Genomic DNA, 22,166 nt, shown 5'->3' with positions numbered 1-22,166 from the left:
GAGCGGGCGATGGGCAAGATCGTGACCTCGACAAAGTCCTGCACCGTCAATCCGCTGCGGATGAGTCAGCCGCTCGGCGCGGCGCTGGCCTTGATGGGGCTGCGCAATGCGATGCCGCTGCTGCACGGCTCGCAGGGCTGCGCCTCGTTCGGCCTGGTGCTGTTCGTGCGCCACTTCCGCGAACAGATCCCGATGCAGACCACGGCGATGAGCGAAGTCGCGACCGTGCTCGGCGGCTTCGACAATGTCGAGCAGGCGATCGTCAACATCGTCGGCCGCACGAAGCCCGACGTGATCGGGATCTGCACGACGGGCGTCACCGAGATCAAGGGCGACGATCTCGACGGCTTCATCAAGGACGTCCGCCGCAAGCATCCCGAACTGGCGAACGTCGCGCTGGTGCCGGTGTCGACGCCGGACTTCAAGGGCGCGTTCGAGGACGGCTTCGCCACCACCGTCGCCAAGATCGTCGATCTGCTGGTCGAGGCGCCGGCGCCCGGCGTGGCGCGCGATCCGCACAAGCTCAACGTGCTGGCCGGCAGCCATCTGACGCCGGGCGACATCGACGAGCTGCGCGACATCATCGAGGCGTTCGGCCTGCAGCCGACATTCCTGCCGGATATCTCCGGTTCGCTCGACGGCCATCTGCCCGAGGATTTCACCCCGACCACCCATGGCGGCGTGTCGGTGGCCGAGGTCGCGGCGATGGGCGGCGCGGCGCACACGCTCGCGCTCGGCGAGCAGATGCGCAAGGCCGCGACCGCGCTCGAGGCCAAGGCCGGCGTGCCGTTCACGCTGCTGCGGCGGCTCACCGGGCTCGCGGCGGGCGACGAATTGATGGCGACGCTGGCCAAGATCAGCGGCCGGCCGGTGCCGCAAAGATATCGCCGACAGCGCAGCCAGCTGGTCGACGCGATGCTCGACGGGCATTTCTATTTCGGCGGCAAGCAGGTCGCGATCGGCGCCGAGCCGGACATGCTGCTGAATATCGGCGGCTGGCTCGCCGACATGGGCTGCACGGTCACGGCCGCGGTGACGACGACGCAATCGCCGGCGCTGGCGCTGGTGCCGGCCGACGAGGTGCTGATCGGCGATCTGGAAGATCTGGAGACGCGCGCCGAGGATTGCGATCTGCTGGTGACGCATTCGCACGGCCGCCAGGCGGCCGAGCGGCTCGGCGTGCCGCTGTTCCGCATCGGCATTCCGATGTTCGACCGGCTCGGCGCCGCGCATCAGGTCGCGGTCGGCTATCGCGGCAGCCGCGATCTGATCTTTGCGATCGGCAATCTGTTCATCGCCGCCATCAAGGAACCGCATGTCGATGACTGGCGCAGCGCCGCCGCCGGCCCGGATCAGGTCGATGCGGCGGCTACGGCTCATTAGTTCGGACCAGAAGGAGAGTGTCGATGCACAGCAACGGAGGCGCGGCATGAAGGTCGCCTTTGCCACCCAGGATCTGACGCGCGTCGACGCGCATTTCGGCTGGGCCCGGAACCTCGCCATCTACGAGGTCACCGCCGAGGACTATCGCTTCGTCGAGGCGGTGCAGTTCGCCGAGGAGAAGGAAGACGGCAACGAGGACAAGCTCGCGGCCAAGATCGACGCCATCCGCGATTGCGCCATCGTGTATTGCGCGGCGATCGGCGGCTCGGGTGCTGCGCGCGTCGTCGCGGCGCAGGTGCATCCCCTGAAGCTGGCGCAGCCGGAGCCGATCATCGAACTGATCGTCAAGCTGCAGGGCGTGCTGCGCGGCGTGCCGCCGCCGTGGCTGCGCAAGGCGCTGCTCAAGGGCGAAGAACGCAAATTCGATTTTGCGGACGAGGTGTAACATGACCGAAGTAGCAGCCACCGCCGACGCCGCGCTCGACTCGCTGTTCGTCAAGGAGCTGGTGAAGCAGCTGCGCGCCCAGGACACCCACGGCGTCTGGGAGAGCAAGTCCGATCTCAAGCTGCTCGAACCCTACATCATCGACAAGGCCAAGCGCCGCGAGATCCCGCTGATGGGCGATCCGGATCCGGAGACGCTGTGGCGGCTCGAGCTGTTCTACAACGCGGTGGCGCTGTCGATCGAGCGCGAGACCAGGATCATGGTGTCGCCGATGATGAAGATGCATCACGAAGGCTTCGGACGGATGATCCTCAGCGCCGGCCGGCTGATCGTCGTCAACAAGCACATGCGCGACGTCCACCGCTTCGGCTTCGACAATCTCGGCAAGCTCGCCGAGGACGGCGACAAACTGGTCGATGCCGGCGTCGAGATGATCCGGAAATTCCCCGAGGTCGCGGCGCTCTGAAGGAAACAACCATGTCCGACATCGAATCGCTGAAGGCCGAAATCAAGAAACTGTCCGCGCGCGCGACGACGATGAAGATGAATCTGCACGATTTGTCGGAAGAGCTGCCGATCAACTGGCAGAACATCATGACCATCGCGCAGCAGACCCAGGATGCCTATGCGGCGCTCGAAGCCGCGCGAAAGGCTTTGAAGGAACTGGAAGCCAAGGCCGCGTGAGCGCGGCCCGCCGCACCTAGCCCGAACCGCGCGGAAAGTTGCCGCGCCAGGAGTAATTGCAATGACGATTTTTTCATCCCGCGACGGCAAGCCGTGGGAGCCGACCTATCTCACCGCGATCGACGGCGACAAGTGCATCGGCTGCGGCCGCTGCCACAAGGTGTGCTCGCGCGACGTGATGCATCTGATGGGCGTCAACGAGGACGGCGAGCTGGTCGGCTGTTCGCTCGAGAACGACGACGATGACGACGAGGAGTTCGTTCGCAAGGTGATGGTGCTGGACAAGGCCGGCAATTGCATCGGCTGCTCGGCCTGCGTCCGGGTCTGCCCGAAGGCCTGCCAGACCCACGTCAAGGCCAGCGAACTCGGGTTGTAGGGGAGCGGATCATGATCGGCGCGGCGAAACAGGAGCTCGGAAGCGCGTTGCCGGCGGCGGACCTGCCGCTGCGCGTGGCGGCGTCCGGCTTCGCGTCGTCGCCGGCGATCGTGTATCGCGCGCTCACCGGCGGCTTGCCGGCCGATGCATTGATCGACGACGACCGCGCGTTCGATCGGCATGTGCTGGCCTCGATCCTGTCGGCGGCGATTTCCGAGCCCGGCCCGATCAACGAGCGCTGCGGACTCGGCGCCGACGATTTCGTCGCGCTGGTGACCGGATTCTTCCCGCACATCTCGGTGCTGCTGTCGGTGCTCGCCGCCGGCGAGCCGGTCGACGACGAGGAAGCCGCGATGGTGCGCGATCTCTTGCTGGCGCATCGCTCGACGCCGGGCGAGGTCGGGCGCTGGCTTGCCGCGATGGTGGCGCGCCGGGCGATGGAGCCGGATCACCTCTGGGAAGATCTCGGCCTGCGCGATCGCACCGAGCTGACGCGGCTGCTGCTGCGGCACTTCGGCCCGCTGGCGCGCGACAACACCCGCAACATGCGCTGGAAGCGGTTCTTCTATCGCAAGCTCTGCGAGGACGACGGCATGGTGATGTGCAGCGCGCCGGTGTGTTCGCAGTGCAATGATTTCGCCGAATGCTTCGGCGACGAGAGCGGCGAAAGCCGCATGGCCGGCCGCCGGCGCGAGATCGACCAACGCGCCGCGGGAGTGGCGTGAGTTCGGGCCACGCAACGTCGCCGCGCGCACGGCCTGCTCCTTCTCCCCGCGCGCGGGGAGAAGGGTGGGATGAGGGGGCGTCGCACAGAGGTCGAGCGTTGATAGTGATTGTCGGCCGGCGAAGAGTTCTTCTCGAAACGCTCAGACTCGTTGATGCGCCCCCTCACCCGACCCGGCTCCGCTGCGCGGAGCCTGGTCGACCTCTCCCCGCGCGCGGGGAGAGGTCAGGCATTGCCTGATGACGGGGTGAGAGCAGACGTTAGCTGCGATCGATTGTCGGAAACCGTCGCCTTCGCGACCATGTCGCAACCCCGACATTGGTCGCGGTGATCAAAAATAGACAGCGAAATCAGTACCTTTTTGCGCCGCCACAGGCTGGCACGGCGGTTGCAGTTACTCATGTCGGACCCAACGCACGGAGGCCGATCATGATCATCCTGACCGAACAAGCCGGTAACGCCGTCAAGGCTGCGATGTCTCGCGCCGGCAAGACCGAAGGCGGACTTCGTATCATGGTCGAGGCCGGCGGCTGCGCCGGCTACAAATATCTGATCGGGCTCGACCCCGCGCCGCGCTCCGACGACGCGGTCGTCGAAGCCGGCGGCGTCATGGTGTTCGTCGACCCCGACTCCCAGCCGCTGCTCAACGGCATGACGATCGATTTCGTCGAGAGCCTCGAAGGCTCCGGCTTCACCTTCGACAATCCCAACGCCGAGAACAAATGCGGCTGCGGCAAATCGTTCGGCTGAGGACTTCTTCTGCACACGGAGCGTCGTCATGCTCGATCATCTCGCCAGGCTCGACGAACACGTTTCCAGTCCGCGCAATGCCGGCGTGCTGCCGCAGGCCAACGCGGTCGGCTCGTTCGGCACCATCCGCTGGGGTGACGCGGTCAAGCTGATGCTGCAGGTCGATCCGCAGACGGACCGGATCGAGCAGGCACGGTTTCAGGCGTTCGGCTGCAGTTCGGCGATCGCCGCGTCCTCCGCGGTCACGGAAATGATCACGGGCAAGACGCTCGACGATGCCGCCGGCTTCGGCGCGGCGGACATCGCGGACTATCTGGGCGGGCTGCCACCGGAGCGGATGTATTGCGCGGTGATGGTCTATGAGGCGCTGCAGAAGGCGATAACCGCCTATCGCGGCAATGCCGAACTGAGCGAAGCCGGGGCCGCGCCGTCCTGCAAGTGCCTCGGCGTCAGCCAGATGATGATCGAACGCACCATCCGCTTCAATCGCCTGACCAGCCTGGAACAGGTGACGCACTACACCAAGGCGGCCGGCAGTTGCAGTTCCTGCTTCAAGCAGGTCGAAGGCCTGCTGGCGCGGGTCAATGCCGACATGGTCGAGGACGGGCTGATCCAGTCCGGCGAGGCCTATCAGCTCGGATCGGCGCCGCAACGCGCGATCGATCTGAAGCCGCACGGCGCACCGCAGCCGGCGGCGAACATCTTCGCCGCTAAGGCCGCGCCGGCGCATCTGCGCGCCGCGCCGAAGACCCCGCCGCCGCGCCCGGCGCCCGCGCCGGTCGCCGTCGGCGTCGACGCGCCGTCGCAGACCACGCTGATCGCCGAGGCGCTCGACGAACTGCGCCCGCATCTGAAGCGTGACGGCGGCGATTGCGAGCTGGTCAGCGTCGAAGGCAATATCGTCTACGTCAGGCTCTCGGGCAATTGCGTCGGCTGCCAGCTCTCCTCGGTGACGCTGTCGGGGGTTCAGGCCAGGCTCGCCGACAAGATCGGCCGGCCGCTGCGCGTGGTGCCGGTGTCATGAGCCAGACCCGCACCCCGCCGCAGCCGGCGAACATCGTCTATCTCGACGCCAATGCCACGACGCGCACCGATCCGCGCGTGGTCGATGCGATGCTGCCGTTCTTCTCCGGCTATTTCGGCAATCCGTCGTCCAAGCACGCGCTCGGCGGCCATGCGGCGCGCGCGGTGAAGCACGCCCGCGAGCAGCTGCAGGCGCTGGTCGGCGCCGCCCATCCGCACGAGCTGATCTTCACCTCCGGCGGCACCGAGAGCGCCAACACAGCGATCCTGTCGGCGCTGGAAGCTGCACCCCGGCGGCGCGAGATCATCACCACCGCGGTCGAGCACCCCGCGGTGCTGTCGCTGTGCGCCTGGCTGGAGAAGAACAAGGGCATCCGCGTTCACGTCATCCCGGTCGATCGCCAGGGCCATCTCGACATCGCCGCCTATCGTGACGCGCTGTCGGACCGCGTCGCGCTGGTGTCGATGATGTGGGCCAACAACGAGACCGGCGTGATCAATCCGGTCGCCGATCTGGCCGAACTTTCGAAAGAAGTCGGCGCGCTGTTTCATACCGACGCGGTGCAGGCGGTCGGCAAATGCCCGATCGAACTGCAATCCACCGCAATCGACATGCTGTCGCTGTCCGGACACAAGCTGCACGGGCCGAAGGGCATCGGCGCGCTGTATGTCCGCAGCGGCGCGGCCTTCAAGCCGCAGATCAAGGGCGGCCAGCACGAGCGCGGCCGCCGCGCCGGCACCGAGAACGTGCCGGGCATCGTCGGTCTCGGCATGGCGGCCGAACTCGCCGCGGAGGCGATGGCCGACGAGGACATCCGGGTGCGCGGCCTGCGCGACCGGCTGGAGCGCGAGATCCTGGCGCGCGTCGATCATTGCGTCGCCATCGGCGCCCGCGCCGAGCGGCTGCCGAACACCTCGAACATCGCGTTCTCGTATATCGACAGCGAAGCCATCGTCACTTTGCTCGACCGCGCCGGCATCGCCGCCTCGATGGGCTCGGCGTGTTCGACCGGCTCGTTCGAGCCGTCGCATGTGCTGATGGCGATGAAGGTCGCCGAGGACACCGTGCGCGGCGGCGTGCGGTTCTCGCTGTCGCGCGACAACACCGACGAGGACATCGACCGCGCGCTCGCCGTCATCCCCGGCGTGGTCGCGAAGCTGCGCGCGATCTCGCCGTTCGACGCCGATGACGGCCCGCTGCTCGGGCGTGCCCATGCCTGATATCACCGCAGCCGGTTCCGCGACGAAGGCCGCCATGACGCCGATCGTGCTCAACGACACCACGCTGCGCGACGGCGAGCAGGCGCCGGGCGTGGCGTTCTCCAAAGCCGAAAAGCTCGCGATCGCCCGCGCTTTGGCGCAGGCGGGGGTGCCGGAAATCGAGGCCGGAACGCCGGCGATGGGCCCGGACGAGATCGCGGCGATCCGCAGCATCGTCGAGGCCGGACTGCCGCTGACAACGATCGCCTGGTGCCGGATGCGCACCGAGGATGTCGACGCGGCGCTGCAGGCCGGCGTGGCGATGGTCAATGTCTCGGTTCCGGTGTCCGACGTGCAGATCGCCGCCAAGCTCGGCGGCAAGCGCTCCAACGCGATCGAGACCGTCAAACGCGTGGTCGGCTATGCCCGCGATCGTGGCCTCGACGTCGCGGTCGGCGGCGAGGATTCGTCGCGCGCCGATCCTGAATTTCTCGCCGAAGTCATCGCCACCGCGAAGGCGGCAGGCGCGCGGCGGTTCCGGATCGCCGATACGCTCAGCGTGCTCGACCCGTTCGGCAGCTACAAATTGCTGGCGTCGCTGCGCGCCACCACCGATCTCGAACTGGAATTTCACGGCCACGACGATCTCGGCCTCGCCACCGCCAATACGCTGGCGGCGCTGCAAGCCGGCGCCAGCCATGCGTCGGTGACCGTGATCGGCCTCGGCGAGCGCGCCGGCAACGCGCCGCTGGAGGAGGTCGCCGTCGCGCTGAAGCAGCTCTACGGTCGCGACACCGGCATCGTGCTGTCCGAGCTCGGCCATGTCGCCGATGTGGTGGCGGCCGCTGCGGCGCGGACGATTCCGCTCAACAAGGCGATCGTCGGCGAACACGTCTTCACCCACGAATCCGGAATTCATGTCGACGGCCTGCTGAAAGACCAGCGCACCTATCAGTCGCTCGATCCGCTGCTGCTCGGGCGCGCCAACCGGATCGTGATCGGCAAGCATTCCGGCCTGTCGGCGATCACCTCGTCGCTGGCCAAGCTGAACCTGCCGGCGACGGCCGAGGAGGCGCAGGGCATTCTGGCGCGGGTGCGGCTACACGCGGTCGCCCACAAGGGCCCGGTCGGAAACGAGACATTGACGGCGATCTGGCGTGAGGTTCACGACCGCACGCTGCCGAACTGCGCCTGAGTGACGAGATTGGCGATGAGGGCCTTCGTCATTGCGAGGAGCGCAGCGACGAAGCAATCCAGGGGCTCGGTGCATGGCGCTGGATTGCTTCGTCGGCTTCGCCTCCTCGCAATGACGGAGCTGAGGGCTTCACCGCAAGCCACATCCGAAGGAGAATGACATGAGCGCGACCCAGGCCACTTCCCAACACAGCGACCCCCAAGCGCCGGCCGACATCATCCGGCAGTTGCAGAACGCCGCGTCGGCGGAGGAGTTCTTCCAGCTGCTCGACGTCGCCTACGATCCGAAGCTGGTCAATGTCGCGCGGCTGCATATCCTCAAGCGGATGGGCCAGTATCTCGCCGGCGAGGATCTCGACGGCCTGCCGGTGGCCGAGGCGACGGCGCGCTGCAAGGCGGTGCTGGAGCGGGCCTACGCCGACTTTGTTGCATCGTCGCCGCTCGATCAGCGCGTCTTCAAGGTCCTCAAGGACGCGGTGGCGCCGAAATCGCCGCGGCGGCCGGCCTTCGTCTCGCTCGACGATCTGAAATAGCCGCTCGCGTACTTTTTAGCGAACACGACAAGCATCTTTCCGTCGTGGCCGGCCTTGTGCCGGCCATCCACGTTTTTGGTGCTGTTGTGCGCTGACGTGGATGGCCGGGACGAGCCCGGCCATGACGGGGCTGGATATGCCGGGCGTCCTTATTCAACGCGCTGTCGCCTTCCTGACAAGTGTCACACTTGTCGGGTCGCGTTCATCGAGAACCATTCCAAGGCGTTCGCCGGTCCGGCGCAAACCGTTGCTTTATCGGTCGAATTTCGTCGGCCGAAAAGTTGGTACGGGGCTTGCTGATGTCGCTGTGTCAGCTGATGTCCTGAGTGTCAGCAAGCGCGGAGCTCACCATGCATATCGTCGTCTGTATCAAGCAGGTCCCGGACTCGGCGCAGATCCGCGTCCACCCGGTCACCAATACGATCATGCGCCAGGGCGTGCCCACGATCATCAACCCGTACGATCTGTTCGCGCTCGAAGAGGCGCTGCGGCTGCGCGACAAATTCGGCGGCAAGGTCACGGTGCTGACGATGGGTCCGCCTTCGGCCGAAGACTCCTTGCGCAAGGCGCTCACCTTCGGCGCCGATCGCGCGGTGCTGCTGACCGACCGTTTCTTCGCCGGCGCCGATACGCTGGCGACCAGCTACGCGCTCGCTTCCGCGATCCGCAAGATCGGCGCCACCTATGGCGAGCCCGACATCGTTTTCACCGGCAAGCAGACCATCGACGGCGATACCGCGCAGGTCGGCCCCGGGATCTGCAAGCGGCTCGACTTCCTGCAGCTCACTTACGTCTCCAAGGTCGCGTCGCTGGATCTCGAAGGCCGCAGCATCGAGGTCGAGCGCCGCTCCGAGGGCGGCGTCCAGGTGCTGCGCAGCCGGCTGCCCTGCCTGATCACCATGCTGGAAGGCACCAACGAGGTGCGTCGCGGCACCATGCTGAACGCGCTCACCGCGGCGCGCGCCGAGGTGGTGAAGTGGAGCGCCCAGGACGCCGGCGTCGAGGACATCTCCAAATGCGGTTTGCGCGGCTCGCCGACCGTGGTGAAGCGCGTGTTCGCGCCGACCGCGCGCTCGGAGAAGGCCGTGGTGGTGGAGCCGGCGGGCCGGCCGCCCGCGGAGGCGCTGATCGACGAGATCTTCAAGCTCCGGCCGAAACTCGAAGCCGACATGTTCGAGCTCGCGCGTGGATTTTGACAACACCCATTTGAAAGCAGTCTCATGAGCCAGCCAGCAAAGCCTGCCCCGCCCGCCGGACGCGCCAACGCCAAGAAAGAGCTGTCCGAACATTTCAAGCAGTACAAGCACGTCTGGGTGTTCGTCGAGCAGGAGCGCGGCCACGTCCATCCGGTGTCCTGGGAGCTGATGGGCTCCGGCCGCCGGCTCGCCGACAAGCTCGGCGTCGAACTCGCCGCGGTGGTGATCGGCCCGGCCGGCGAGGCGACCAAAGCGGCGGCGGCGGAGGCGTTCTGCTACGGCGCCGACCTCGCCTACATCGTCGCCGACGACGTGCTCACCGACTATCGCAACGAATCCTACACCAAGGCGCTGACCGATCTGGTCAACACCTACAAGCCCGAGATCCTGCTGCTCGGCGCCACCACGCTCGGCCGCGATCTCGCCGGCGCCGTCGCCACCACGCTGCTGACCGGCCTCACCGCCGACTGCACCGAGCTCGAGGTCGACGCCGACAATTCGCTCGCCGCGACCCGGCCGACCTTCGGCGGCTCGCTGCTGTGCACGATCTACACGCTGAACTTCCGGCCGCAGATGGCGACCGTACGGCCACGCGTGATGGAAATGCCGGAACGCGTCGAGAAGCCGGTCGGCCGCATCATCGAATTCCCGCTCGGCATGGTCGAGGACGACATCGTCACCAAGATCCTGGCCTTCGTGCCGGATCGCGACAAGGCGACCTCGAACCTGGCCTACGCCGACATCGTCGTCGCCGGCGGCATGGGGCTCAACTCGATGGAGAACTTCCAGCTGGTGCGCCAGCTCGCCGGCGTGCTCGGCGCCGAATATGGCTGCTCGCGGCCGCTGGTGCAGAAGGGCTGGGTCTCGGCCGACCGCCAGATCGGCCAGACCGGCAAGACCATCCGGCCGAAGCTCTACATCGCGGCCGGCATCTCCGGCGCGATCCAGCATCGCGTCGGCGTCGACGGCGCCGACCTGATCGTCGCCATCAACACCGACAAGAACGCGCCGATCTTCGACTTCGCGCATCTGGCGCTGGTCACCGACGCGATCCGCCTGCTGCCGGCGCTGACCGAAGCATTCCGCAAGCGGCTGTCGCCGCACACCCGCGATCGCATCGCAAGCTAACAGGAGTTCGCCATGATCGAGGAACGTTTCGACGCGATCGTGGTCGGCGCCGGCATGGCCGGAAACGCCGCCGCGCTGACGATGGCCAAACGCGGCATGAAGGTGCTGCAGATCGAGCGCGGTGAGTACCCCGGCTCGAAGAACGTGCAGGGCGCGATTCTCTACGCCGAGATGCTGGAGAAGCTGGTCCCGAACTTCCGCGAGGATGCGCCGCTGGAGCGGCATCTGGTCGAGCAGCGGTTCTGGATGATGGACGAGCGCTCGCATACCGGGCTGCATTATCGCTCGGACGATTTCAACGAAGAGAAGCCGAACCGCTACACCATCATCCGCGCGCAGTTCGACAAATGGTTCTCCAGCCAGGCGCAGGAAGCCGGCGCCATCGTGCTGTGCGAGACCACCGTCAAGGAACTGGTCAAGGACGCCTATGGCAAGGTGATCGGCGTGATCACCGACCGCGAGGGCGGCGAGGTCCATGCCGACGTCGTCGTGCTGGCGGAGGGCGTCAACGGCCTGCTCGGCACCAAGGCGGATCTGCGCGCCCGGCCGGCGCCGGACAACGTCGCGCTCGCCGTGAAGGAAATGCACTTCCTGCCGCGCGAGACCATCGAGGCGCGCTTCAACCTCAAGGGCGACGAGGGCGTGGTGATCGAGGCGGCGGGCACGATCTCGCGCGGCATGACCGGGATGGGCTTCGTCTACGCCAACAAGGAATCGGTTTCGGTCGGCATCGGCTGCCTGGTGGCGGATTTCCAGAAGACCGGCGAGACGCCCTACGATCTGCTCGAACGCTTCAAGAAGCATCCCTCGATCGCGCCGCTGATCGAAGGCTCCGAGGTCAAGGAATATGCCGGCCACCTCATTCCCGAGGGCGGCTACAAGGCGATCCCGCAGCTCTATGGCGACGGCTGGGTTGTGGTCGGCGACGCGGCGCAGCTCAACAACGCGCTGCATCGCGAGGGCTCGAATCTGGCGATGACCTCCGGCCGGATCGCCGGCGAGGCGATCTTCCAGGTCAAGTCGCGCAAGGATCCGATGACCAAGGAAAATCTCGCGCTCTACAAGAAGATGCTGGACGACAGCTTCGTCATCAAGGATCTGAAGAAGTACAAGGATATGCCGGACCTGCTGCACATCCAGTCGCAGAACTTCTTCCTGACCTATCCGCAGCTCATCAACAAGGCGCTGCAGAACTTCGTGCGGGTCGACGGCACGCCCAAGGTCGACAAGGAGAAGGTCACCATCAAGTCGTTCGTGTCGGCGCGATCCTGGGCCGGCCTGTTCGGCGACGCCTTCCGCTTCGCGCGGGCGTGGCGATAGTCGACGATAGCGACGAACTCAAACCCGGAGAGCGAGACAATGACGGTGGAAGCCCCGATCCGAGTCGAAGACAAGCTGTTCCAGAACCGCTATCTGGTCGACGTCGGCAACGCCCACATCAAGGTGAAGCCGCACACCAAGCCGTCGGCGGAATTGCTGGCGCTGATCAAGGTGTGTCCGGCGCATTGCTACGAGCTGAACACCAACGGCCAGGTCGAGGTGACGCCCGACGGCTGCGTCGAATGCGGCACCTGCCGGGTGATCGCCGAGGGCAATGGCGACATCGAATGGAACTACCCGCGCGGCGGCTACGGCGTGCTGTTCAAATTCGGCTGAGCCTAGAGCGGCTCTGCTGATTCCATCGGACACAGAGCGGCTCTCGCGGACAGAAAACGTCGAGGGCCGGGACGAGCCCGGCCATGACAACATCGGCGGCCAACGCGCCGTTCACGAAGCCGCCATCGGTCTTCGCGAACGCGACTCGGCGGTGCTAGAGCAGCTCTGGCTTTGATGAAATCACCGCCGTCATCCTGAGGTGCCCGCTGGGCCGCGCATGCGCGGCGCTGCGGGCCTCGAAGGATGAGCCGCGAGCGGCTTGGCCGCATCCTTCGAGGCTCGCAGCGCTCGCACCTCAGGATGACGACTCCGCACGCGAGAATGCAGCGGTGCTTCAATCAATCGAACATTGGAATTCCGAACAGCTCACCATGGGCACGACCTCATGGTGAGGAGGCGCGAAGCGCCGTCACGAACCATGCGCCTCCGGTGATGAATCTCCGCCATCCTTCGAGACGCCCGGCTTCGCCGGGCTCCTCAGGATGGGGACTCATCCCATCTGGCAGGGGGCCATATCGCTTCAGTCGATCAGGCGGCCGAGTTCAGCGCCTGTTGGGCGCCGATCCGGCTGCGCTGGGACGCGAAGCCGCGCCGCGCCAGCCATTGCTGCACCCGCGGCGAGTCGAGCATCGCCTCTTCGGCAAGGCCGTTGGTGAATTCGCGCCAGCGCCCGAGCCGGCGCTCCGGCACGCCGACCAGCACCGGGATGCCGAGTTCGACCGCTTCGGTGATCGCGTCGCCAAGTCCGCCGCCCTCGGCCTCGAGCTGGCCGAACTTATTGACGATCAGCAGTTCCGGACATTTCTGGAACGCGGCCGATATCAGCGCGGCGGCGTCCTGCATCGCCAGCGGATCGACACGGCAACCGCTCGACCGCGACGTCTGGTCCTCGGCCAGTTGCAGAATGATCCGCGAGGCGAGTTCCTCGACCTCCATGTCGCAGCGTGGGATGCTGTCGCGTGTCGCGTGATACGGGACGATCCCGGCGACGACGACACCGGCGTTGCGCAACCGGTAGCCGAGTTCCGAGATCATGCGGCAGGCGGCCGCGCCATCTGAATACACGACCGCGAGAATCGACGGCCTGCCAGTCCTGCCGAGATTGAACCCCATCGCTGCCCGCAATTTTCCAATACGACTTTCGCATAGTAGAATGCCAGAAGCGGCAGCGGCCGGCTTTGCGGCAAATCAATCCCAGTCGCGCACACCAGCCGGCGGCGCGGCCCTGTACGGCGCGGCGCGGTCTGCGGCATCAGTGAGCGCGCTGGAACGCCAGTGCTGATTCCACCGAAGGCAGAACGGCGCTATCGCTCGGAACTGCCGGCCTGTTCGGGGCGAAGCGACACCGGGCCGCGGCGCAGTCGCGTCAGCAGCCGCAGCACCGAGCCGTCGATGCCGGTGGTGCTGATGGCGGAGCTGCGCAGCAGCAGCGCCATGGTGATGAACGAGATCGTCGTCGCCGCCACGGCGCCGGGAATGCCGAACATCGGGATCAGCACGAAGAAGCCGATCGCGCGCATCAGCACCGTGCCGCCGATGATCGCGAGATAGCGGCCTTCGTGACCGGTCAGCATCAGGATCGAGCCGGACGGGCCGGTGGCCGCAACGGCTGCCGTCCCGGCGGTGAGCAGCGCCAGCATGCCGTAGTAAGACACGTATTCCGGGTTGAAGGCGTACAGTATCCAGTGTCCGCCGCCGAGCACCACCAGCAGGCCGCCGACCACGATGGTCAGCGTCACCAATGCGACCGAGTCGAGCAGGCTGTCGAGCTGCCGGTGCTGCTGATTGTAGTACAGGTTCGGAATGTGCCGGGTCGAGAAGATGTAGACCGCGCCGGTCGCCATCGCGAAGGCGTTGGCGATCCGCGTCGTCACGAAATACGCGCCGGCGATCGACGGCGTCGTCAGATAGCCGATGATCACGACGTCGGCATATTGGTTGGCGGCTTCCAGCCCGCCGGACACCCAGAGCTTGGCCGAGCGGGTGATCCATGTCCGGAGGTCGAAGCTCGCGCGGGAGCGGCCGAGTGTCGGGAATTTCGTCCGGACCCTGCGCCGCAGCAGGATCATCTGCACCAGCACCGTGAAGGCGGACGCGCCCGCCATCGCCAGGAAGATGCGATAGATCTCGATCGGAGCGCCGAGCAGATAGCATCCGATCAGATAAGAGATCGGACACGCCGCCACCAAGAGATAGGTGAGGCCGTCGCCGACGCCGACGCCGATTGCGCTGCGCGTGACGTGCGCCGAAGTCAGCATCAGCGAGTAGGACACCAGATAGAGCGTGGCCGACAGCGCCAGCGTCGCATCGTGCTCCGCGGCGAACCAGACGTAGAACGGCAGGCCGATCAGCGTCACGCCGGCGAGGCAGGCGAGCGCGCTGAAGGTCATCGCGCCTTTCAGCATGCTCTCGCTGCCGGCGGCGCCGAATTCGCTCCACGAGCGCATCACGAAGATCTGCTGGCCGAAGGTCGCGATCACGCTGAGCAGGCCGGCCGCGCTGAACAGCATCGAGTAGGTGCCGAAATCGTGCCTGCTCAGCATCCGCGCGGCGAGCGTCACCAGCGCCAGATTCACCACCGTGATCGCGACGCGCAACGCGAACGCGCCGGACATCGCGCGAACCGTCGAGTCGTTGCGAAGCTGGATGACCTTGCCGATCGCGACGCTGAACTTCACTCTCACTCAACCTGGTCGGTGCGATACTGGTGCGGACGTCGTGTTGCCGCGCGTTCGCCGGATAGCCTGTCGACGATATGGCGCCGGCGCTCTGGCGTATGACGGTAACTTACCCTATCTGAGGACCGATCGTGAAAATTCGAAATGATATTTGCGTGTGAGGTTAAGACTGAGCCGTGGTTCCAGTTCGCTTAGCAATGGCGGAATTGTCGACTTGTTAACCATGCACGATCCGATGCGACGAGGACTTGATGACTGAACTTTCGGTAAGGTACGAGACGGTGTTGCGCGGAGCGGCGTGGCTGAGCCTGGCGTTCATCGCGACGGCGACGCTCAGTCCGCTCGGTCTTCGGCCGACGACGGGATGGCCGCCCTCGATCGAGCGATTTCTCGCGTTTGCCCTGGTCGGCGGATTGTTCGCCGCGGCCTATCCGCGTTACATCCTGTTTGCCGCCGCGATCGTGCTCGGCGCGGCGATGCTGTTCGAAATCCTGCAGGTCCTGGCGCCCTCGCGGCACGGCCGCCTGTTCGATGCCGGCGTGAAGCTGTCCGGCGGCACCGTCGGGCTGATCGTCGGCTGGCTGATGGTGCGGTGGATGCCGCGGCATTGACGCGCTATGCGACCTCAGCGGCTGTGGGCGTCGGCCACAGTGCCGAGCTTGTCGGGCAGCCGTAGCGCTTCGATCTTCGGCTGGATGATGGTGCCGTCGATCAGTTCGAGCCGCCCGCATCGATTCAGCGTGTGCAGCTTGCGGCCCGGCCAGCGCGGCCCGGGCGTGATGATGTGGTGGACGGTCTGGGCGAAGTCCGTCGGCGACAATGCGGTGATTTCGGCGAGGCCGAGCGCGCCGCCGTAGCCGTTCGTGCAATCCTGCACCGGCCGCCACAGCCGGCCGTTGCGTTGGATGAAATGCCCGGCCGGCCGCGCGCTGGCGCGATCGACCAGCACCGGCCGTTGCGCGTGCGGCGTCCACCGTCCGAACAGATCGTCGGCATGATAGATCGACAGCGTGTCCGAATAGCCGCCCGCGCCGTCGCGGGTAGCGCCGAACATGTAATGCAGCCCGTCGTGCTGCACGATCGTCGCGTCGGCGAATTCGACGCCCGACAGCAATGTCGCGTGCCGCTCCCAGCGATCCGGAAACTGCACGCATTTGTAGATGTTCACCTGGTGCGCGGCGCTGCTCTCGGGGATCATCCACAATTCGTCATCGTGGACGATCAGGAACGGATAGGACAGGTGCCAGGGCTCCTCGAGCACGGGGATCGCCGTGCCGATCGGTCCGTCGTGCCCGAATTCGATCGCCGCGATGGTGCCCTTGCCGACTCGATGGTCGAGATCTTCGAAGAACACGAAGGTGCGACCCTTCCAGGTGATCGGAAACGGGTCGGCATAGAACCGGTGGCCGGGGCTCGGCACCGCGCGCCAGGCCGGGCCGGAGAGATCGGCGGACGTCCAGATGCCGGCATCTTCGGTGTTGCGCCATCCGATCCGCCAGTGCGGGGAATAGCAGCACAGCCGGTAGATGCGCCGGACCAGATCCGCCGCAAGGCCGCGCAGAACATAGGCCGATGGCGAGCGCAGGCTGCGACGTCGAACGGACCCGCGCGGCGCGGTCGCTCGCGGGCCGGACTCGATCACGCCTTTCAGCAATGTGCCGGTTCGCGCCATCACGGTGTCGAGCGCGCCGCCGAGGCCGTCGGCGGTCTCGGCCGAGGGTTTGCCGGACCAGACGATCGCGCCGCTGGCCTCGTCGAGGATCTCGATCAACGGCAGATCGTCGCCGAGAATGGCGGCGAGCGCGGCGTCCTCGCCGGCAACGCCCTCGTATAGCGGACGCAGATAGAGCCGGGCTGCGCTCGACGGATCGCGCGGCATCGCGGTGATATCGATCACGATGTCGGCGCTCTGCGGCGGCGGATTGCGCTCGCTCGTCAGCGCGGGATCGGCATCCGCGCCGCACGGCCTGCCGCGCCGCAGCAGCATCCGTTCGATCTCGAGCAATGATTCCAGTCCGGCCGCCCGGCGCGCATCGGTCCGCACCCAGGCGATCTGGAGCTTGCGCTGATCCGAACCGAGCAGCGCGATCAGATGGCGCATCCACCGTCGCGGGCGCTGGTCGTCGACGCGGAGCTCAACGATCACGGCTGGTTCCTTCCCTCCGCCGCCGGCCCGACTGCACCTTGGATGATGCGAACATATGCGTCGACCATCGCGTCGACCGAGTAGCGCGACTTCAGCCCGTCGCCGGCGCGACGCAGCCGCGCGCGCAGCGCGTCGTCGTCGAGCACCCGGGCGATCGCATTCGACATCGCGGCGGCGTCCGACGCATCGACGAACAGCGCCGCCGGCTCGCCCTGATCCGCCAGCACCTCGCGCAGCACCGGAAGATCATTGGCGACCACCGGCACGCCGGCATGCGCGGCCTCGACCGCGGCGAGGCCGAACGTCTCGGCGAGCGACGGGAAGACGAATACGTCGAGGCAGGCCAGGAAGTTCGCGACCTGCTCGGGAGAAATTTCGCCGATGAACGTCACCCGGTCGGCAACGCCGAGCTGATCGGCGAGTTCGCGCAGTCGTGCCTCGTCGGGGCCCTGGCCCGCCAGCGCGAGGGTCCAGTCCGGCCGCTGCGCCAGGACGCGCACGGCGGCGTCGAGGTGCTTGAGCGGATGCAGCCGCGCGGCCGAGCCGAGAATGACCGCATCGGGCCTCAGCCCGAACTGGCGGCGGGCGTCGGTCTTCGACAGCGTCGCCTGCTTCTGGTCGAAGCCGTGCGGGACGTGCTCGAGCCGCCTGCGATAGCCTTCGGGATAGCGCGAATAGTCGCGCAGCATGTCGTGCGAATTGACGGTGATCGTTTCGAACACGCCGATCTGCCCCATCAACCAGTCGAGCGCGCGCAGCCAGCCCGGCATCATCAGGCGCGCCGACACCTGGTTGGCGATCACCGGCGCCGGGCCGGCCAGCCGCGCGACGGCTCCGCCGATCGAATTGCCGTAGTGCTGGAAGGTCAGAACGACGTCGGGGCGGAGCTGCCGGATGCGCCGATGCAGCGCGCCGAGGAAGCGCAGGAACGACAGCGGATCGCCCGGACGGCGCGGTGCGCAATAGGTGGTCTGCGCCGGCTCGTCGAACGAGCGCGACTGCCGGAAGAAGAACAGATTGTGGACGTCGTAGCCGCGCGCGGCGAGGCCGGCGCCGACCAGCCGCGAGATTTCCTGCGCGCCGGCGTTTTCGGCCTGGGTCTGGATCAGCAGCACGCGCGTGCGCTTCGCCGGCGCGGCCTCCGCAGCCGGCGCAGGCCGTCGCGCGATGTCAGCGTCGCCTTCGTGAATCCGCGCGTGTTCGGTCCGGTCGTCCGTGGTGATCGTCATGGCCACAATTCTCAGCAACTCGGTTTCGTTTCCATTGTCGACGTTGCCGCATGCGCGCTGCTGGTTAATGAAGCGTGTACTACGCGCGCTCCGGCCTTTTACACGTTTCCGGACATTTCGTGGGGCGGTTCCCGCCGAAGCGGTTAATGGTGTGATCTCTCCGGCGGGATCGATCATAAGCGTCGGCGCCGCGTTAACCTTTCGCTAACGCCGTGCCCCGTGTGGAGGCGTAACCGGCGATTAACCGTAGTTCTTTACTTTGTAGTCAGCGTGCAAGGCAGCGCGGGCGCCGCGTCGGCGTCCCGGGCGGTGCCGCGGCTCGCCGACGCACCGGGCGGCATGCGGCGCGAGGCCAGCCTATATCGTGGGTCGGCGCGGCCAATGATCCGAGTCTGTAGACAAGCGAGTGTGTAATCGACCATGTCGCCCCAGCCGACTTCGCAGAATATCCCGGCCGACCGCGATTCCGACGGGGTCGATTTCAGGAACGTCGTCGGGATCCTGTCGCGGCGCAGGAACTGGGTGTTCGGCGTTCCGCTGGCGCTGTGCGCGCTGGTCGTGGCCTATCTGCTGGTCGCGCATCCGGCTTACACCGGGACCGCGCAGGTGTTCGTCGACCCGCGCGATCAGTACACGCCGAAGGACGATCCGCTGCAGAATTCGGTTCCCGGCGACGGCCTGCTGCTGGTCGAGAGCCAGCTCAAGATCATCACCTCGAACGAGGTGCTGAACCGCGTCATCGAGCAGATGAACCTGCAGAACGATCCGGAATTCAACGGCGAGCGAATGGGCCTCGGCCGGCTGGTGAAGGCGCTGATCGGCCTCGGCAAGCCGGAGGATCGCGCGCTGGTCACGCTGCGAAACCTGCGCAAGAAAGTCACCACCAGGCGGATCGACCGCTCCTTCGTGATCGACATTCTGGCATCGGCGGACACCGCGCCGCGCGCCGCCGCGCTCGCCAATGCGGTCGCGACCTCGTATCTCGAAGAGCAGGCCGGCGCCAATTCCGCGTTCCAGCGCCGCACCTCCGAGTCGATCTCGGCGCAGCTCGGCAAGCTGCGGCAGGAGGTGAAGCGCGGCGAGGAGGCGGTCGCCGCCTTCAAGGCCGCCAACAATCTGGTCGGCGCGCGCAGCCGGATGGTGAGCGAGCAGCAGCTCGACGAAGCCAACACCCAATTGACCAACGCCAAGACGAGGCTCGCCGATGCGCAGGCCCGCGTGCGGCTGATCGAAACCATCGAGCACGGCGACGCCGGCCTCGACGCGGTGCCGGAGGCGATGCAGTCGGCCGCGATCGTGCAGCTGCGCGGGCGGCTGGCGGACGCGTCGCGCGAAGAGGCGCAGCTCGCGCAGATCGACGGCCCCAATCATCCGGCGCTGCAGGCGGCGCGGGCGCAGGTCCGCGACGTGCAGGCGGCGATCCAGCGCGAACTGAAGACGATCGCGCGATCGGTCCGCAACACCTACGCCAGCGAACGCACCAATGTGCAGAATCTGCAGGCCAATTTCGACGCGCTGAAGACGCAGTCGCAAGCCAACGAAAAGCTGATGGTGCCGCTGCGCGAACTCGAGCGCAAGGCGGAGTCGAGCCGGATCGTCTACGAGAGCTTCCTCGCCAAGGCCAAGACCGCCGAGGAGCGGCAGGGCATCGACACCACCAACATCCGGCTGATCTCCCGCGCCACGACGCCGGAGAACAAGAGCTGGCCGCCGACGATGATCATGCTCGCCGCCGCGATCTTCGCCGGCCTGACGATCGGCATCGCGCTGGCGCTGGCGCGCGATTACTTCGATCGCCCGGACCGTGGACCGGGGCCGGACGCCGTCGCCGAGGCCGACGTTCCGGCTCCCGCCGCGGTCGCGCCGGCGCCGGTGCTGCGGCCGGTGATGGCGCAGCACAGCGCCGGCCGGCTGAGAGCGCTGAGCGAGGAACTGCTCGCCGCGCCGAAGGGCACCACCATCGTGCTGGTGCAGGTGCAGCGCGGCGCCTGGCTGGACGACGTCGCGCTGCAGCTCGCGCGCGCGGTGATCGCCAACGAGATGGACGTGATGCTGGTCGACGCCGATCTGGCGCGGCACCGGACGACGTCGCGGCTCGGTTTCGACAAGGCGCCCGGCCTGCGCGACGTGATGGCCGGCGTCGCCGCGATCAACGAGGTCGTGCAACTGCACGAGCCGACCGCGATGCGGATCGTGCCGGTCGGGCTGTCGGCCGTCGCCGAGCGCGACCCGCGCGCCCGGCAGGCGCTGTCGCTGGCGTTCCGGCAGCTTCGCGAATTCGATCGCGTCATCGTCGATGGCGGCGAAATGGGATCGACCGCGTCCGAATTCGGTCTGTACTACATGGCCGATGAAGTCGTGTTCCTGGCGCAGGGGCCCGGCGGCAAGAGCGAGGACGCCGCCATTCTGGTCGATCTGCTGCGGCTTCGTCAGGTCAAGGCGCGGGTCGTCTTCGTCGAGCCGGACGTCTCGGTGGCGGCATGACGGCGGGCGGACACGGCGCGCCGTATCCGCCGGTCGCGCTCGCGCCTGCCGCCCCGGCCGCCTCCACGATCCGGCTGCGGCTGCCGTTCGCGCCGCCGCTCGTCCAGAAAATGATGGCGGTCTACATCGTGCTGCTGTTCGTGGTGTCGGCCAACGTGCTGGACCTGATCGGCTACGACTACAGCGCGATCGGTGGCTCGCCGATCACCAAGATTCACGTCTCGACCTATTTCATCGTGCTGCTGTTCGCGGTGTTTCTGGTCACCTATCCGCAGAAGGGCGACCTCGCGCGCTATTATCTCGCGACCAGGCTCGGCTCGATCTTCTTCTTCTGCGCCGCCACCTTTGCGGTGATCAACATCGTCGTCGACGGCCGCAACGGCTTCGGCATGTATTTCGACACCGACCTGCATTTGTTCCTGTGCGCCATGCTGCTGCCATTCGCGACGCCGGACAACATGGACCGGCTCGAGCGCTTCCTGCACTGGTTCTTCCTGGTCAATGCGGTGCTGGCGGTGGTCGAACTCGCGATCGGGTTCAACATCTTTCCGCTGATCACCTATTCGCCGGACGGCATGACGACGATCGAGCCGCGGGCGACCGCGTTTCTCAGCCATCCGCTGCACGCCGCGACCATCACCTGCGTCTATATCGTCAGCCTGCTGTGCGGCGCCGGCAAGGGGCTGCGGCCGAATCTGCGGATGCCGATGATCCTCCTGCAATGCGCCGCGCTGCTGGCTTTCGGCGGGCGCACCGCGTTCCTGCTGACCGGGCTGATCATGGCGGGCATGCTGCTGTGGTCGATGTTCCGCTACGCTGCCGGCATGAAGGTTTCGCAGCGCGGCCTGATCGTCTGGTTCTCGATCATTCCGGTCGGCATCGCGGTGGTCGCGGTGCTGGCGTCGATCGGCGCGTTCGATCCGCTGCTCGACCGCTTCACCGAGGACGGCGGCAGCGCCCGCAGCCGCTGGCTGATGTTTCCGCTGCTGCTGTCGTTCGATTGGGGCGACCTGCTGTGGGGCGCGCATACCGACTATGTCAGGTCGCAGATCTATTCGTACGGGCTGGAATGGGGCGTGGAGAATCCGTTCATCCAGATGAGCGTGTTCCAGGGCGTCATCATCGCGTCGCTGATCATGCTCGGCATCCTGCTGCTGATGTGGGAGGCGTATCGGCGGATGACCGCGAAGGCGATCTTCCCGATCGCGGTGTATTTCTTCCTGTGCAGCACTTTCGGTTCGTTCGCCGGGCGGTTCTTCACTTTCGCGATCTTCCTGATCGTTGTGGCGACGCTGTTCCGGCGGCCGGATGCGCCGTCGAATTGTGTGAGCTGAGGA

22 protein-coding genes are annotated in these 22,166 nt (G+C 66.6%); 18 read left to right on the top strand and 4 right to left on the bottom strand.

Going from position 1 to position 22,166, the window contains the following annotated elements; all coding sequences use genetic code 11:
• The first annotated feature begins 9 nt into the window (after positions 1-9).
• From nifN to ACTZWT_RS18510, 15 genes are all read left to right on the top strand, one after another.
• Complete coding sequence (nifN, locus tag ACTZWT_RS18580) at positions 10-1,383, top strand: nitrogenase iron-molybdenum cofactor biosynthesis protein NifN (protein WP_444771158.1); 1,374 nt, start codon at positions 10-12, stop codon at positions 1,381-1,383.
• A 46-nt stretch (positions 1,384-1,429) separates the two neighbouring features.
• Complete coding sequence (gene nifX, locus ACTZWT_RS18575) at positions 1,430-1,828, top strand: nitrogen fixation protein NifX (RefSeq protein WP_444771157.1); 399 nt, start codon at positions 1,430-1,432, stop codon at positions 1,826-1,828.
• Between the two features lies 1 nt (position 1,829).
• On the top strand, positions 1,830-2,294 hold the full coding sequence (locus ACTZWT_RS18570; protein WP_444771156.1) for a NifX-associated nitrogen fixation protein: 465 nt from the start codon (positions 1,830-1,832) through the stop codon (positions 2,292-2,294).
• A gap of 11 nt (positions 2,295-2,305) precedes the next feature.
• Positions 2,306-2,512, top strand: a complete 207-nt coding sequence (locus ACTZWT_RS18565; RefSeq protein WP_444771155.1) for a CCE_0567 family metalloprotein — start codon at positions 2,306-2,308, stop codon at positions 2,510-2,512.
• Between the two features lie 61 nt (positions 2,513-2,573).
• The gene (gene fdxB / locus ACTZWT_RS18560; protein ID WP_444771154.1) at positions 2,574-2,888 is read left to right on the top strand and encodes a ferredoxin III, nif-specific; all 315 of its coding nucleotides are present in this window, start codon (positions 2,574-2,576) and stop codon (positions 2,886-2,888) included.
• Between the two features lie 11 nt (positions 2,889-2,899).
• Positions 2,900-3,613 (top strand): nitrogen fixation protein NifQ, encoded by a 714-nt coding sequence (locus ACTZWT_RS18555; RefSeq protein WP_444771153.1) that lies wholly within the window; start codon positions 2,900-2,902, stop codon positions 3,611-3,613.
• A gap of 428 nt (positions 3,614-4,041) precedes the next feature.
• Positions 4,042-4,362 (top strand): HesB/IscA family protein, encoded by a 321-nt coding sequence (locus tag ACTZWT_RS18550; protein WP_444771152.1) that lies wholly within the window; start codon positions 4,042-4,044, stop codon positions 4,360-4,362.
• A 28-nt stretch (positions 4,363-4,390) separates the two neighbouring features.
• Positions 4,391-5,386 (top strand): Fe-S cluster assembly protein NifU, encoded by a 996-nt coding sequence (gene nifU / locus ACTZWT_RS18545; protein ID WP_444771151.1) that lies wholly within the window; start codon positions 4,391-4,393, stop codon positions 5,384-5,386.
• Positions 5,383-6,606, top strand: coding sequence for a cysteine desulfurase NifS (gene nifS, locus ACTZWT_RS18540; protein WP_444771150.1), 1,224 nt, complete (start codon positions 5,383-5,385; stop codon positions 6,604-6,606). The genes nifU and nifS overlap by 4 nt, the downstream gene beginning before the upstream one ends.
• Before the next feature lie 34 nt (positions 6,607-6,640).
• A complete protein-coding gene (gene nifV, locus ACTZWT_RS18535) occupies positions 6,641-7,780 on the top strand; it encodes a homocitrate synthase (protein ID WP_444771274.1) in 1,140 nt (379 codons plus the stop codon).
• Positions 7,781-7,940: 160 nt separating this feature from the next.
• Positions 7,941-8,312, top strand: a complete 372-nt coding sequence (nifW, locus tag ACTZWT_RS18530) for a nitrogenase stabilizing/protective protein NifW (protein ID WP_444771149.1) — start codon at positions 7,941-7,943, stop codon at positions 8,310-8,312.
• A 350-nt stretch (positions 8,313-8,662) separates the two neighbouring features.
• Entirely contained in the window at positions 8,663-9,508 is an 846-nt protein-coding gene (locus ACTZWT_RS18525) for an electron transfer flavoprotein subunit beta/FixA family protein (protein WP_444771148.1), read from the top strand.
• 24 nt (positions 9,509-9,532) lie between these two features.
• Positions 9,533-10,636 carry an electron transfer flavoprotein subunit alpha/FixB family protein gene (locus ACTZWT_RS18520; protein WP_444771147.1) on the top strand — a complete coding sequence of 368 codons (1,104 nt, stop codon included), beginning with the start codon at positions 9,533-9,535 and terminating at the stop codon, positions 10,634-10,636.
• A gap of 12 nt (positions 10,637-10,648) precedes the next feature.
• Positions 10,649-11,956 (top strand): FAD-dependent oxidoreductase, encoded by a 1,308-nt coding sequence (locus tag ACTZWT_RS18515; RefSeq protein ID WP_444771146.1) that lies wholly within the window; start codon positions 10,649-10,651, stop codon positions 11,954-11,956.
• A 39-nt stretch (positions 11,957-11,995) separates the two neighbouring features.
• Complete coding sequence (locus ACTZWT_RS18510; RefSeq protein ID WP_322514448.1) at positions 11,996-12,292, top strand: ferredoxin family protein; 297 nt, start codon at positions 11,996-11,998, stop codon at positions 12,290-12,292.
• A 528-nt stretch (positions 12,293-12,820) separates the two neighbouring features.
• Here the strand turns inward: ACTZWT_RS18510 and ACTZWT_RS18505 are convergent.
• Both ACTZWT_RS18505 and ACTZWT_RS18500 read right to left on the bottom strand, forming a co-directional pair.
• Entirely contained in the window at positions 12,821-13,405 is a 585-nt protein-coding gene (locus ACTZWT_RS18505) for a DUF2478 domain-containing protein (RefSeq protein ID WP_444771145.1), read from the bottom strand.
• 191 nt (positions 13,406-13,596) lie between these two features.
• Positions 13,597-14,970, bottom strand: coding sequence for a lipopolysaccharide biosynthesis protein (locus tag ACTZWT_RS18500; protein ID WP_444771144.1), 1,374 nt, complete (start codon positions 14,968-14,970; stop codon positions 13,597-13,599).
• Positions 14,971-15,221: 251 nt separating this feature from the next.
• On the opposite strand from ACTZWT_RS18500, the gene ACTZWT_RS18495 reads away from it, so the two are divergent.
• Positions 15,222-15,581 carry a hypothetical protein gene (locus ACTZWT_RS18495; protein WP_444771143.1) on the top strand — a complete coding sequence of 120 codons (360 nt, stop codon included), beginning with the start codon at positions 15,222-15,224 and terminating at the stop codon, positions 15,579-15,581.
• A 14-nt stretch (positions 15,582-15,595) separates the two neighbouring features.
• On the opposite strand, the gene ACTZWT_RS18490 is transcribed toward ACTZWT_RS18495, so the two are convergent.
• Both ACTZWT_RS18490 and ACTZWT_RS18485 read right to left on the bottom strand, forming a co-directional pair.
• Complete coding sequence (locus ACTZWT_RS18490) at positions 15,596-17,116, bottom strand: glucosamine inositolphosphorylceramide transferase family protein (protein WP_444771142.1); 1,521 nt, start codon at positions 17,114-17,116, stop codon at positions 15,596-15,598.
• Positions 17,113-18,345 carry a glycosyltransferase family 4 protein gene (locus ACTZWT_RS18485; protein ID WP_444771141.1) on the bottom strand — a complete coding sequence of 411 codons (1,233 nt, stop codon included), beginning with the start codon at positions 18,343-18,345 and terminating at the stop codon, positions 17,113-17,115. Before ACTZWT_RS18485 ends, ACTZWT_RS18490 begins: the two co-directional genes overlap by 4 nt.
• A 420-nt stretch (positions 18,346-18,765) precedes the next feature.
• On the opposite strand from ACTZWT_RS18485, the gene ACTZWT_RS18480 reads away from it, so the two are divergent.
• Positions 18,766-20,829, top strand: a complete 2,064-nt coding sequence (locus tag ACTZWT_RS18480) for a GumC family protein (RefSeq protein ID WP_444771140.1) — start codon at positions 18,766-18,768, stop codon at positions 20,827-20,829.
• A complete protein-coding gene (locus tag ACTZWT_RS18475) occupies positions 20,826-22,163 on the top strand; it encodes a VpsF family polysaccharide biosynthesis protein (RefSeq protein WP_444771139.1) in 1,338 nt (445 codons plus the stop codon). Before ACTZWT_RS18480 ends, ACTZWT_RS18475 begins: the two co-directional genes overlap by 4 nt.
• Positions 22,164-22,166: the final 3 nt, after the last annotated feature.

Origin of the sequence: Rhodopseudomonas sp. NSM (assembly GCF_052445935.1) — a bacterium.
Classification (GTDB): Bacteria; Pseudomonadota; Alphaproteobacteria; order Rhizobiales; family Xanthobacteraceae; genus Rhodopseudomonas.
This window is presented reverse-complemented; position numbering and strand designations above follow the sequence as displayed.